General features: G+C 40.6%; 16 protein-coding genes. 14 read left to right on the forward strand and 2 right to left on the reverse strand.

From position 1 onward, the window contains the following. Positions 1–98 precede the first annotated feature (98 nt). The 8 genes from BHF69_RS12420 (at position 99) to BHF69_RS12455 (ending at position 6867) form a co-directional block, all read left to right on the forward strand. Positions 99–875, forward strand: a complete 777-nt coding sequence (locus tag BHF69_RS12420) for a hypothetical protein (protein WP_075672111.1) — start codon at positions 99–101, stop codon at positions 873–875. A gap of 50 nt (positions 876–925) precedes the next feature. After that, positions 926–1153 carry a helix-turn-helix domain-containing protein gene (locus BHF69_RS12425; RefSeq protein ID WP_075672113.1) on the forward strand — a complete coding sequence of 76 codons (228 nt, stop codon included), beginning with the start codon at positions 926–928 and terminating at the stop codon, positions 1151–1153. After that, positions 1146–2108 (forward strand): hypothetical protein, encoded by a 963-nt coding sequence (locus tag BHF69_RS12430; protein WP_075672115.1) that lies wholly within the window; start codon positions 1146–1148, stop codon positions 2106–2108. The genes BHF69_RS12425 and BHF69_RS12430 overlap by 8 nt, the downstream gene beginning before the upstream one ends. 406 nt (positions 2109–2514) lie before the next feature. Then, positions 2515–3534 (forward strand): DnaJ C-terminal domain-containing protein, encoded by a 1020-nt coding sequence (locus BHF69_RS12435; protein WP_075672314.1) that lies wholly within the window; start codon positions 2515–2517, stop codon positions 3532–3534. 192 nt (positions 3535–3726) lie between these two features. Beyond that, positions 3727–3945 (forward strand): cation transporter, encoded by a 219-nt coding sequence (locus BHF69_RS12440; protein WP_075672117.1) that lies wholly within the window; start codon positions 3727–3729, stop codon positions 3943–3945. A gap of 104 nt (positions 3946–4049) precedes the next feature. Further along, positions 4050–5918 (forward strand): heavy metal translocating P-type ATPase, encoded by a 1869-nt coding sequence (locus BHF69_RS12445; RefSeq protein ID WP_075672316.1) that lies wholly within the window; start codon positions 4050–4052, stop codon positions 5916–5918. 67 nt (positions 5919–5985) lie between these two features. After that, positions 5986–6345, forward strand: coding sequence for an ArsR/SmtB family transcription factor (locus BHF69_RS12450; protein WP_075672119.1), 360 nt, complete (start codon positions 5986–5988; stop codon positions 6343–6345). Continuing rightward, positions 6346–6867, forward strand: coding sequence for a GNAT family N-acetyltransferase (locus BHF69_RS12455; RefSeq protein WP_083651324.1), 522 nt, complete (start codon positions 6346–6348; stop codon positions 6865–6867). It abuts the gene before it with no gap. On the opposite strand, the gene BHF69_RS12460 is transcribed toward BHF69_RS12455, so the two are convergent. Beyond that, complete coding sequence (locus BHF69_RS12460) at positions 6844–7152, reverse strand: AzlD domain-containing protein (protein ID WP_075672121.1); 309 nt, start codon at positions 7150–7152, stop codon at positions 6844–6846. The two genes, BHF69_RS12455 and BHF69_RS12460, sit on opposite strands and share 24 nt — an antisense overlap. Then, complete coding sequence (locus BHF69_RS12465) at positions 7142–7915, reverse strand: AzlC family ABC transporter permease (RefSeq protein ID WP_075672123.1); 774 nt, start codon at positions 7913–7915, stop codon at positions 7142–7144. The genes BHF69_RS12460 and BHF69_RS12465 overlap by 11 nt, the downstream gene beginning before the upstream one ends. Before the next feature lie 145 nt (positions 7916–8060). Here BHF69_RS12465 and BHF69_RS12470 point away from each other — a divergent pair, with 145 nt between their 5' ends. From BHF69_RS12470 to BHF69_RS12495, 6 genes are all read left to right on the forward strand, one after another. Beyond that, positions 8061–8963, forward strand: coding sequence for a LysR family transcriptional regulator (locus tag BHF69_RS12470; protein ID WP_075672125.1), 903 nt, complete (start codon positions 8061–8063; stop codon positions 8961–8963). Between the two features lie 55 nt (positions 8964–9018). Further along, positions 9019–10068 (forward strand): 16S rRNA (cytosine(1402)-N(4))-methyltransferase RsmH, encoded by a 1050-nt coding sequence (gene rsmH, locus BHF69_RS12475; protein WP_075672127.1) that lies wholly within the window; start codon positions 9019–9021, stop codon positions 10066–10068. A gap of 12 nt (positions 10069–10080) precedes the next feature. Next, positions 10081–10776 carry an HAD family hydrolase gene (locus tag BHF69_RS12480; protein ID WP_075672129.1) on the forward strand — a complete coding sequence of 232 codons (696 nt, stop codon included), beginning with the start codon at positions 10081–10083 and terminating at the stop codon, positions 10774–10776. A 233-nt stretch (positions 10777–11009) separates the two neighbouring features. Next, positions 11010–11279, forward strand: coding sequence for a hypothetical protein (locus tag BHF69_RS12485; protein WP_075672131.1), 270 nt, complete (start codon positions 11010–11012; stop codon positions 11277–11279). A gap of 136 nt (positions 11280–11415) precedes the next feature. Continuing rightward, positions 11416–12402, forward strand: a complete 987-nt coding sequence (locus tag BHF69_RS12490) for a LacI family DNA-binding transcriptional regulator (RefSeq protein WP_075672133.1) — start codon at positions 11416–11418, stop codon at positions 12400–12402. An 88-nt stretch (positions 12403–12490) separates the two neighbouring features. After that, on the forward strand, positions 12491–13459 hold the full coding sequence (locus BHF69_RS12495; protein WP_075672135.1) for a carbohydrate kinase family protein: 969 nt from the start codon (positions 12491–12493) through the stop codon (positions 13457–13459). The last annotated feature ends 67 nt before the right edge of the window (positions 13460–13526 follow it).

Genomic DNA, 13526 nt, shown 5'->3' on the forward strand with positions numbered 1-13526 from the left:
TAAAGATTCTAAAAATTATTGAAAAACGATAATTATTTCAGTATAATGGAATCAAGAAATTATTGTTTTTCAATAATTTTTAAAGAAGGAGGATAAATATGAGACGTAAGATTTTTCTAGGGATTCTTATCATAGAAGCAGTGTTTTGTTTGGGATTTTCAATTCTTCAGATACATTGTTCAGATGTATTTTCTACTATGGTTGCATTTCCTTTTGAACAGATAAGGTGGGGACTTAGACGGCTGTCTTTATCTGGCCCAAGGGGCAATATGATTGCAATTATACTATATGTTCTTATTTGTTTCATTCCATTTTTTTGTTTTTTGATTTTAAAGAGAAAGGATAGGGAGAAGGCAGTGGATTTGTTTTTGCCCATATTAAGTATTCTAATGGTTTTCGTTGTCTATTATATGATTAATCCGGGGCTATTTCACACCAATATACCTGATGGAGAAAAGCTGATCCTAGGCAGTACCTTTTATGCTGTGCTTTTTGGATATTTGATCTTACGGGTATTAACAATGTTTGCATCAGCAGATATGAGACAACTTCAGAAGGGGCTTCATCTTTTGTTCTATATTATGATCATGTTGCTTGTTTATGCAGTGTGTAAGGAATGCTTTGGCAGTCTGCCAGCGTCCATTCAGAGTGTGAGAGAGGCCAATGAAGGATTAGCAATAGAGGTCGGTGCGTTCTATACCCAGCCTAATATTAGAATAACAATTTTGTTCTTAGTGGTTCAATGTATAGTGAATGTCATTCCTTATTGTATGGATATTATGATTGGTCTCTTTGGAATGAAAGGATTGGAGGAAGTAATGATAGATCCTTATTCTGATCAGGCAGTTGCTATTTCTATAAAAATCGGAAAGTAAAGCTAAAGAAGGACAATGACCTTTTTATTTAAAAGGGGAAAGTGGTAGATATGGGAATTCAAGTTTGTTTGGAAGAGGTATTAAAGGAACGTGGAATGACATCAAAGGAGCTCTGTAAGCTGGTGAAGATTACAGAGGCTAATTTATCTATATTGCGAAGTGGAAAGGCAAAGGGCGTGCGTTTTCATACCATTAATCGAATCTGTTATTATTTGCAGTGTGATGTGGGAGATATATTAAAGTTTGATGGAAATCTGGAGGTGGACGATAATGAGTAAAAAGGGATTCATAGGAATATTGATATTTTGGATGTTGACTGGTCTTACTGGTTGTTCTCTTGCAAAAGAAGAGGCCAAAAGCGAGAAATCACAGGACCGGCTTATTGGTGCGCTGATTACACAGGAATATCTGGATTTATTTGATCTGGACGCATATCTGGATGACCATGCAGAGAAACTGGTTGAAAATAAAGATTTGATGGTGGAAGACTCTGATCAGTATGAAGACCGGATCTATGCCAAAATTGATAAGCATGACAGTCAGGATCCTTCTGAATGGGAGGTATCCTTTCCTGGAATCGAAGGTATCAGGTTCTTTTCTCCGCTTTGGTCAGATCAAAATGGAGAATCCTATCATACGACAGAATATGATGAGGAAATTTGCGATGCGGAAAGTAACTATAATATAGAAAATGACCACGAGAATCTGGAGCTGTCAGGGTCTGTTTATTTTCTGACGGATAAAGAGAAGGATGGAATTTCCTATTATGTAAATCCTGTTTATCAGACCGAAGATGGTAAGATTTACGTTATATCAGGACAGGGCAGCACTACCAGTGGAGCATCCGAAGAGGGTGAGACTACGACACTGACACTGACAGATCAGGTGACATTAACAGAGAATCAGAAAAGCAAGATAGAAGGTGTCACCGTTAAGGTTACTGGAATTTTAGTAAAGAAGCCAACGAAGATTACGCTATACCAGATGAATCAGGATCATCAGGTGATAACATCAAATTCTTATACTCCGGGAAAGCTGCCAGAGAAGCTAACTGCAGAAAAAGATACTGCATACTTTTTGATCGAAACACAACAGATGGATCAGGATGGAAGAACATCCATTCAAAGGGAACTATACGAGCAGAAAGAGGACCAGGATGCATTAGAAACGCTGGTTCCTTTGAAAAATGGTCTGGTATCCAAACAGTATACGGAGGTTCTCTGGGAGGAGTGATGTAATATGATATTTTTAAATTTTGGCCGTAATATGATAATTGTTTGCAATAACATCCATTTTGTTTGTAGGTTAATAGAAAATTATAGATAAATTGGATGTTTTAAACTAAAAAGTGCATATTACGTCCAAAAGTCAATTGAATTTTGGGTGTATTGATGACAAAGTAGGTTTTAGCGGCCAATAAAGCAAGATTTTTATATAGAATGAAAGATTTTTGGTCGTTATACAGTTCTTTTTTTGATGTACGGCCAATGGAAATACTTTTTTAATTTTCCTCTTGACATAAAAAAATATAGGTGTTATATTACAAATAGAACAGATGGAATAATAATAAAAATTCGTCATATCGGATTTTCCGATATGCTTGATCGTATAGAGAAGTATTAGCATGGAGGTGGTAACATTGGCAGTAAAGAGAGATTATTACGAGGTTCTTGGAATTGGAAGAGATGCAGATGAAAAGGCGATAAAAAGAGCATATCGTAAACTGGCAAAGAAATATCACCCGGACACCAATTCCGGAAATGCTGGTGCAGAAGCAAAATTTAAAGAAATCACAGAGGCATATACCATTTTAAGTGATCCAGAGAAAAGAAAACTGTATGATCAGTTTGGCCATGCGGCCTTTGATGGCACTGGTGCAGAATCCGGAGCATATGGGTATGGTGGCGGACCACAGGGAAGCTATCAGGAATTCCATTTTGAAGGCGGCGATATGGGTGATATCTTTGGTGACATTTTTGGAAGTATGTTTGGAGGCAGAAGTCAGAGAGCCGGCAGAAATAGTCAGGGATTCTCTGGATTTTCCGGAAATAGCTTTCATGATGGTTTTTATGAAAGTGGCTTTGGAGGAAGAGGATTTGCCCAGAAAGGTTCCGATGTTGAGGCAGAAGTCTCCATAAGTTTTGATGAGGCCGTATCCGGCTGTGAGAAGACGATTCGACTGCAGGATCCAAATGCAGGTGGAAGAGTCCAGTCTCTGAAGGTTCGAATACCGGCAGGCATTGATGACGGAAAAAGTATTCGGTTAAGAGGAAAAGGAAGGCCTGGAAGTGGCGGCGGTGAGCCGGGAGATTTGATGCTGAAAGTTCGCGTAGGAGCAAAAGCAGGTTTTGAGAGAAAAGGAATGGATGTGTATACAACGGTGCAGATTCCATTTACGACAGCGGTATTTGGAGGAGAGGCAGTAGTTCCGACTCTGTATGGAAATGTTATTTGTAAGATCCGGGAGGGAACCCAGTCTGGAAGTAAGATCAGACTTCGTGGAAAAGGAATTGTATCCATGAAGGATTCTTCTGTACATGGAGATCAGTATGTCACCGTAGCAATTCAGGTACCGCAAAATCTTAGTCCGGAAGCCAAACGAAAATTAAGGGAATATGAGGCAGTAACCGGGCAGAACCGGAGAAGATATTCCGCATAAAAATTTGACATAGACGATAGAAAAGAAGAAGTACTTCAATATCATTTGTAGAGAGATGGTGTTGAAGTACTTTTTTTCATTTAAAAACAATTGACATTTTAACTATAGATGATATAATAAAAACAAATATATGAATAATTGTTCATATATAAAAGGATTGAAACGTCTTATGGATGGAAAGGAGATTTCGGTATGAAGAAAACATATAAGATTGACGTGGATTGCGCAAACTGTGCAAACAAGATGGAACAGGCAGCAAAGAAGACAGCAGGCGTGAAGGATGCTACTGTAAACTTTATGGCTCTTAAGATGATCGTGGAGTTTGAAGAAGGACAGGAACCAAAAGCAGTGATGCAGGAAGTATTAAAGAACTGTAAGATAGTAGAAGACGACTGTGAGATTTTTTTCTAAGCGGTTTGTGGCACATGGCGGCTGATCATAGACAATAAAAGGGTATGACCAGTCGTTTTGTGTTTATAGGCATTAAAAACTATGAGAAAGATAAAGGTGTAATCATGAATAAAAAGCAAAAAAAGGTATTGATTCGAATTCTTGTATCAGCAGCATTGATGGTGATACTGACGCTGCTTCCGCTGGACGGTTATCTGCGACTGGGATTATTTTTAATTCCCTATCTGATCATCGGATATGATATTTTGAAGAAAGCGTTAAAAGGAATTAAGAATAAACAGGTATTTGACGAAAATTTTTTAATGGCGGTCGCAACGGTGGGAGCTATTCTGTTGGGCGAATATACAGAAGGTGTTGCCGTTATGCTGTTTTACCAGATTGGAGAATGGTTCCAGAGCTATGCGGTTGGGAAAAGCCGTAGAAATATCAGCGATTTGATGGATATTCGACCGGATTATGCCAATGTAGAACGTGAAGGACGATTAGAGAAGGTGGATCCGGATGAAGTGGAGATCGGTACCGTTATTGTGGTACAGCCGGGAGAAAAAATCCCTATTGATGGTGTGATCGTAGAAGGAAAAGCAACATTGAATACCAGTGCATTGACTGGAGAGAGTCTTCCAAGAGAAGCCAATGTGGGAGATGAGGTGATCAGTGGGTGTATCAATATGACTGGAGTGTTGAAGATTCAGACCATAAGAGAATTTGGAGAATCCACAGTTTCTAAGATTCTGGATCTGGTGGAGAATTCCAGTTCGAAAAAATCCAGATCCGAGAACTTTATTTCCAAATTTGCCCGCTATTATACACCAGCGGTGTGCTATGGTGCATTGGCATTGGCAGTACTTCCACCACTAGTTCGTCTGTTCATCCTGCAGATGCCTGCTCAGTGGGGCAGCTGGATTTACCGGTCATTGACCTTCTTAGTTATCAGTTGTCCATGTGCTCTCGTTATCAGCATTCCCCTTAGTTTCTTTGCAGGAATCGGCGGAGCCAGCAATGCAGGAGTATTGGTCAAAGGATCCAATTATCTGGAAACGCTTTCTAAGACAAAATATGTGGTGTTTGATAAGACAGGTACACTGACCAAAGGAATCTTCGAGGTGAGTGGTGTACATCATAATAAGGTGGAAGAAGCGAAGATCTTAGAATATGCAGCTTTGGCAGAAAGCTTTTCCAACCATCCGATCAGCAGAAGCTTAAAAAATGCCTATGGAAGACCAGTGGATCAGAGCCGGGTAACGGATGTGGAAGAAATCAGTGGCAATGGTGTTATAGCCAAGGTAGATGGAGAAACTGTGGCAGCAGGAAATGACAAGCTGATGAAGCGATTAGGTATTTCGTTTATGGAGTGTCATCATGCCGGAACCGTGGTTCATATTGCGGTAAATGGAGAGTATGCAGGGCATATTCTGATTTCTGATGAGGTTAAGGAACATTCCAAAGAGGCGATCCAGGCTTTGAAAAAGGCAGGGATCAAGCAGACCGTCATGCTCACTGGCGATGCCAGAAAAGCGGCTGTACAGGTAGCAGAAAAGATTGGTGTGGATCAGGTATACAGTGAACTGCTTCCTGCGGATAAAGTGGCCAAGGTAGAGGAGCTTTTGGAACGCAAAGGCGAGAAAGAGAAGCTGGCTTTTGTTGGTGATGGTATTAACGATGCACCAGTACTTTCCAGAGCAGATATCGGCGTAGCCATGGGAGCGTTAGGATCCGATGCGGCCATTGAAGCTGCAGATATTGTTTTGATGGACGATGATCCATTAAAAATGGTAAAAGCAATTAAAATTGCCAAAAAGTGTTTACGGATTGTATATGAGAATATTTACTTTGCCATCGGTATCAAAGTAATATGTCTGATCTTGGGAGCGGTGGGAATTGCCAATATGTGGCTTGCCATTTTTGCAGATGTGGGAGTTATGGTAATTGCAGTATTGAATGCAATTCGTGCATTATTTGTTAAGAATTTATAGTTTTTTATTGCAGATTATAGTTTTTTAAGAAAAAAATAGCGAAAATAGAATAGAAAGCAGGTATAATATGACGGAAAAAGAGAAGATATGTTGCGATTCTGTGGAAATTCATGAAGATTTGCTGCAAATTGTAAATGAAACTATGCCGGAAGAGACAGAATTGTATGATCTGGCAGAATTGTTTAAAGTATTTGGAGATTCCACAAGAATCCGTATTTTATTTGTATTATTTGAAGCAGAGGTTTGTGTCTGTGATCTGGCACAGGTACTTAACATGACTCAGTCTGCCATTTCACATCAGCTTAGGATTTTAAAGCAGAACAAGCTGGTCAAAAGCAGAAGAGAGGGAAGATCCATCTTCTATTCTCTGGCAGATGATCACGTACGGACCATCATTGCTCAGGGAAGGGAACATATTGAAGAGTAGATGGGAGCGAAGATAAACATACAGCGTGCTTCCCGAAAGGATGCCAGGGATATCCACGAGGTAATGAAAAGGGTACATGCGCAGATGGACAGAAAGGATTTGTACGTAGTCGATGACCTTCCTTACATTGAAGAATGCACGAAGGATCATGGGATGGTGTATAAAGCAGTGGATTTGGATGGAAGTATAGTTGGATTCTTGATTGTCTATGTTCCTCAGGAAGACGATGGACATATGGGAAAGTACGTTAATATGGAGAAAGAAGAATATCATAAGACTGCATATATGGATTCTATCGCAGTCTTGCCGGAATATCGTGGCTATGAATTGCAGAAGAAGCTGCTTAGCTATGCAGAAGAACAGGAAGAGATGCGGATGTACAGGCATCTTTTTGCTACAGTATCTCCGGATAATCCGTACAGCCTCTATAACTTTCTATCTATGGGATATGAGATCGTATGCAGAGATAGAAAGTATGGAGGACTGGAACGGTATATTTTATATAAGAATCAGTTCCAGTAAAAGGACGATCGCACAGCAGGATACGGAAACCTGGAATAAGCTGGCACCAAACCATGCAGATATAATTCCCACCCCTAAAGCTACTGCTCCGGCAATGGGAGACTGGGTTGCATAAAGAATTGCCGGAAAGGTCATAACGGCCAGGGTTATGTAAGGCATATAGTATAAAAAGGACTGAAGAAACGGACTTTTGATCTGTTTTCGAATTAAGGTCAGCGGTAATACGCGGATGATAAAGCTGACGGCGGCCATAATGGCAATGTAAATATAAATATTATGCTTCATGATCAGTATCCTCCTGTTTGATCGGAAATAAAAGTGCAGCAATGGCAGAAAGTGCCACAGTCAGTATAATTGTACGGGTACCATCAGACAAAGTGGACAAGTATGGTAATAAAGTAGAAGCGTAACTGGAAGCAAAGCTTAATAAAACAAAAACGCCAACTACTTTATTGGCCCTGGATGGTGGGATGATGATGGCCAGGAACATGCCAAAGAGGGCAACACTTAGAGCACTGACAATTCTGAGTGGAAGCAGGTTCCCTGCGATAATGCCAAGTGCGGTTCCTACTGCCCAGCAAGGGGCTGCAATGGCGATGGCACCATAGGAATAATAAGGATTTAGTTTACCAGGTCGTGCGATCGCAATGCCAAAAAGCTCGTCGGTGACATCAAAGCCTACCAGAAGGCGGTGAAGCAGAGAGGTTTCCGGAGAGAATTTCTGGCTCAATGCGCAGCTCATCAGTAGATATCTGGCATTGGTGATCAGGGTGATCAAAGCGATCTCCACATAAGCAGCATCTGCGGCAATCAGAGTCAGTCCGGCATATTCACCAGCGGAAGCATTGTTCAAAAGACTCATTAGGAAGCCCTGAAAGGGTGACAAGCCTGCATTTCTGGCAGCGATTCCAAGAGAGAAAGAAACGGCCAGATAACCAAGTCCAATGGGAATTCCATCCAGGAATCCTTCTTTAAAGACAAATCGCCGCTTTGGAAAGGCGGCAGACCGGATGTTATCTTCCGGACCAAAAGTATCATTTGTATTCATATCGATAGGCTCCTTTTCAAATAGTTTTAAAAGGGAACAACCCTTTGAAACGTTATATTCTGTTATTTATTATATCCACTGAATTGACATTAGTAAAACGAATGATTATAATGACTTCATAAGAAAAAGAGATGGGGTGAAATACATGCTGTCCAGATATGGAATCTTCTGTAAGGTAATAGAACTTGGCAGCTTTACGAAGGCTGGCCGACAGCTTGGGTATTCTCAGAGTGCAGTGAGTCAGACTATAAAATCGTTGGAAAAAGAGCTTGGCATCCTTTTGATCGACCGAAAAAAGGATGGAATCCAATTAACTTCAGATGGAAAGCAGTTCTTTCCCTATATTCAGTCTGTTTATCAGGCTGAGCAGTCGCTGCATCAAAAGAAGCTGGAGATGCAGGGACTGCTGGACAGTACGATTCGGATTGGTACTTTTACCAGTGTAAGCCGGAATCTTCTTCCGCGCTTGATGAAGGAGTTCAAGAAAGAATATCCGGCAGTGAATTTTGTTCTGCAGCAGGGGGAATATACCAGTATTCCAGGTTGGGTTAAGGCCGGAACCATTGATTTCGGGTTTGTCAATGCGGATGCAGTTTCGAAAATTGATGGGAGGGTTTTATATAAGGATGAGATGGTGGCAGTGCTGCCCAAAGGACATGCTTTAGCCAGATGTAAGGAGATTTCTTTAAGGCAACTGTCAGAAGAACCTTTTATACTCTTAGATGAAGGGGAGTATAGTGTACCCATGTACGCATTTGAACAGGAGAATTTAAAGCCCAATATTGAATATAAGGTATATGATGATTATTCTATTCTGGCCATGGTACGTCAGGGATTGGGAATATCCATCATGTATCGGCTTGTATTGGATGGATTTGAGGATGGCCTGGAGATTCGTCCAATTCTGGAATGCCCAGAAAGAAAGGTAGGGCTGGTCTGGAATAAATGGGAGACGATGTCCGTGGCATCTCGAAGATTTGCGGAGTTTATCATAGAGCATCTGTCAGGAGAGCAGACAGATGGCTTGACGGAGAAAGATAACATTTGATACACTTTGAAGCATATCAGAGTTTTATGAGGAATAGAAATACAGGAGGTATCTTATGGAGAATCAGGAAAAGAAGCATAAGCGCCGCGTGCGATATTCGGGCACCCATCCACGCAGCTATAAAGAAAAATATAAAGAACTTCAGCCCGAGAAATATGCAGATACCATAGCAAAGGTGATCAAAAAGGGTGGAACGCCTGCCGGCATGCATATTTCCATTATGGTGAAGGAGATTTTGGATTTCCTTCAGATTCAGCCAGGACAGAAAGGTCTGGATGCTACTTTAGGATATGGTGGCCATACGAAGGCAATGTTAGAGCAGTTAAAGGGGCAGGGCCATATCTATGCACTGGATGTGGATCCGATTGAATCGGAAAAAACCAGAGAACGACTTGCCAAACAGGGATATGGAGAGGACATTCTTACCGTGAAGCTGACCAATTTTGCCAATATTGATCAGGTTGCGGAAGAAGCTGGACGTTTCGACTTTGTTTTAGCTGACTTAGGTGTTTCTTCCATGCAGATTGATAATCCGGACCGGGGCTTTTCCTATAAGGTTGAGGGACCGTTTGATCTTCGTATGAACCCAAGGAAAGGAACCAGTGCAGCACAAAGGCTTCTGGAGGTAAGTCAGGAGGAGTTAGAAGGCATGCTGATCGAAAATTCTGATGAACCATATGCGGCGGAGATTGCGGAGACGGTCATGTCCAGAATTCGGCGAGGACAAAAGATCGAGACTACCACACAGATGAAAGAAACCATAGAAGAGGCATTGTCCTTTATACCGGAAAAGGATCGAAAAGAAGCGGTAAAAAAATCCTGTCAGAGAACGTTTCAGGCATTACGTATTGATGTAAACAGTGAATTTGAAGTGTTGTATGAATTTCTGGATAAGCTTCCAGATATTCTGGTGCCAGGAGGAAGAGTAGCGATTCTAACCTTTCATTCCGGAGAAGACCGTCTTGTGAAAAAGGCATTTAAGCAAATGACCAAGCAGGGAATCTATAGTGAAGTATCCAAGAATGTGATTCGTCCATCTGCAGAGGAATGCAGAAATAATGGAAGAGCCAGATCCACAAAGCTGCGTTGGGCTATCAAAGCATAGGGGGGACATAGGATGAAGATTATATTTGATGTAGATGATACCATTTATAATTTAATGCAGCCTTTTTTTGAGGCTCATAATGAAATCTATGGAAACAGGACGGATGCAGATTGTGAGCAGTTATTTATGGCTTCCAGGATCTATAGTGATGAGGCCTTTTACATGCACGAAAGAGGAGAGATTACAGCAGCAGAAGAATTTGCCTATCGTATTCGTAAAACCTATGCAGATGTGGGAATTCAGGTATCTGATCAGGAGGCAGCCTTTTTCGAAGAACGGTATCGTTATTATCAGCAACATATTCATGTACCGGAAGGAATAGTAAGGATTCTTGATTATTGCAAGGAGAAGGAAATCACCATTGGAATTTTGACCAATGGGAAAAAGCAGAATCAGGGAAAGAAGATAGAGGTATTGAACTTAAAGAAGTGGTTTCCGGAAGAGAATATTTTTATCTCCGGAGAGATCGGTTTTACCAAGCCGGATGTAAGAGCATTTGCAGCAGTTCAGGAGGGATTGAACTTAAATCCAGAGGAAACATGGTTTATTGGAGATACCTTTGAAGTGGATGTAATTGGAGCAAAAAATGCCGGATGGCACGTAGTCTGGTTTAATCACAGACACCGTGAGATGCCGCTGGGCGAGATTGAGCCAGATGTGGAAGTGAATACAGAAGAAGAGCTGTACGATTTCATTGTTCATCTGTAGCATATCTGGTTTCTTAAGATTTCCTAACATTTCTTGACAGAAGCATCCGTATCAAATGAGACAGCAAGACTTTTATTGTGGCATAGGTCATGATAAATTTAAAAAAATATCTATGAAATTGCATTGAATTATGGTTATAATTATGAATTAGAGGAAAAAAGATATTTCATTTTGTTGTTAATTCAGGGAGAGGTTTCTTACGGAAAACAAAGAAGCAGAAAGGGGAAATTTCAGTGGAACAAATGAAGAATATGGGGGAAGAGCTGATTCAAGATATGAAAAATCAGTTACATCAGCAGGAGTATGCAGAATGGGAAGAGAAGGAAGTAGTCTACTTGTATTATTCTTTAGGAGAATTGAACGAGTTGTTGGGAACAAAAGCAACGGATGGTTTTGAAATGGTCCATTTGTTAAAGATGAATCTTCCAGACCGATGTGAACTGGGGAAATTAGGGGTTCACATTCATATGGGAAAGGTGGAGATCAGCATTAACAGGTTGTGAAAATGTACTAAAAACAATAGGAATAGATTGTAAAATACATAAAAAATAAGTAGATAATATTGACAGAAAAAATAAGGTAGAGTATCTTAATATAGGATGTGAATACGTATTCACATATGTAGGATGAGGTGATAATATGATTACAATGGCAGAGATTGCCAGACTTACAGGAGTGTCCCAGCCCACAGTATCCAGGGTACTGAATGGAAATACCTCTGTAAATCCTGAAATTGTTAAAAAGGTTATGGCCTGTGCCAGAGAGCATAATTATCAGCCCAATATGATCGCACGAAGCCTGAACGGAAGTAGGACCTGTCTACTGGCGGTCATTGTTCCAGATATCTCTAATCCATTTTTTGCTGACATTATTAAGAATCTGGAACATGAGGCAGAAAAGGAAGGATATAGTATTTTGATCTTTAATTCTGAGTATAGTCAGAAGAAGGAGAGAAAGTGTCTGGAGTTGATTCAGCAATATCGGGTAGATGGATTATTTTTGGTGCCGCTTCGTACGGATGAAGAGGGGATTTGTCCGTTTCGGCAGCTGACGATTCCGTGGCTGATTATTACCAAACATGCCGAAGGAGTTCATTCGGTATTTATTTCCCATAAAAAGGCCGGTCAGGTGATCGCTAGACATATGACTGAAATTCCAGTACAGAAGTATATCTTTGTGGGAAAGAAGACAGATTCCAAATATATCGGATTTGTTCAGGGTCTACGGGAACAGCAGGTTGACATAGAAAAGAATCTGATAGATTTCTGGGATATGGATAAAGAAAAAATGTTGGAGCGACTGGTATCATTTGTTCAGAGAGAAATTCACAGAGTAGGGATTTTTGCTTTTAATGATGTAGAAGCATTGATCGTGATGAATGCCCTTTTGGGAGCAGGTGTTGATCTTCCAGGGAAGGCAGTACTGGTGGGATTTGATAATACCTTTATCAGTCAGAAGATGATTCCTGGAATTACCAGTGTGGATCAACATATTGATGAGATGTGCCAAACAGCAATAAAAGAATTATTAGGACTGATGCATCATGATGGAAAGAAGACGGTACGGCATATAGAAATCGAAGCAGAGTTGGCAGTAAGGGCCAGTTCTAAAATAGAAGAACAATAAGAGCAGGAACATTGAGACATCGATGTTCTTCATCTTTGTGTGAATACGTATTCACACAAAGATATCAAAGCCTAAAGGAGGAAAAGGAATGAAACAATACGATGTAACCGCACTAGGGGAATTATTAATTGATTTTACGGAAAATGGGATCAGCGCGCAGGGAAATCCTGTATTAGAGGCCAATCCAGGAGGGGCACCATGTAATGTCCTCTCTATGTTAAATCGTCTTGGTCATAAGGCTTCTTTTATCGGAAAGATTGGTGATGATATATTCGGTACGCAGTTAGAACAGGCGTTGGAAGAAGTAGGGATTGATACAAAAGGTTTGAAGAAAGATCAGAAGGTTCACACTACACTTGCTTTTGTACATACACTGGAAGATGGAGACCGTGAATTTTCTTTTTATCGAAACCCGGGTGCAGATATGATGCTTTCTGAGGAGGATCTGGAAGAAGAGTTGATTCGAGATTGTAAGATTTTTCATTTTGGTTCCCTGTCTATGACAAGTGAGCCATGTAGAACAGCTACGAAAAAGGCTATTGCAATGGCAGAAGAAGCCGGAGTATTGTTATCTTTCGATCCAAACTTACGAGAACCTTTGTGGGAGACCTTAGAGGATGCAAAGGAACAGATTATGTATGGATTAGAGCACTGTCATATTTTAAAGATTTCCGATAATGAGATTCAGTGGTTCACTGGATTGGAAGATTATGATGCAGGAATTGCAAAGATACAGGAACAGTTCCATATCCCATTGATTTTATTATCTCTTGGAAAAGACGGAAGCCGTGCTTATACCAAAGATTTACGTGTAGAAACAGAAGCATTTCTTCAGGAAAATACCATTGAGACAACAGGAGCAGGAGATACCTTTGGCGCATGTATCCTCCACTATGTATTAGAACATGGATGGAAGGAATATGGAGAAGAAGAGCTTAAGGAGATGCTTACCTTTGCCAATGCGGCAGCTTCGATTGTCACAACGAGAAAAGGAGCACTTCGCGTAATGCCTCAGAAGGAAGAAGTGGAAGCTCTGTTAGCAGAAAGAACAAAATAATAAACCGTAGAAAAGAACCAGTAAAAGGAGTGCCAGGAAGCTTTTTTTACTGGTTTTTTTATTATAT

Source organism: Anaerostipes sp. 992a, from assembly GCF_001940245.1.
Classification (GTDB): Bacteria; Bacillota; Clostridia; order Lachnospirales; family Lachnospiraceae; genus Fimousia.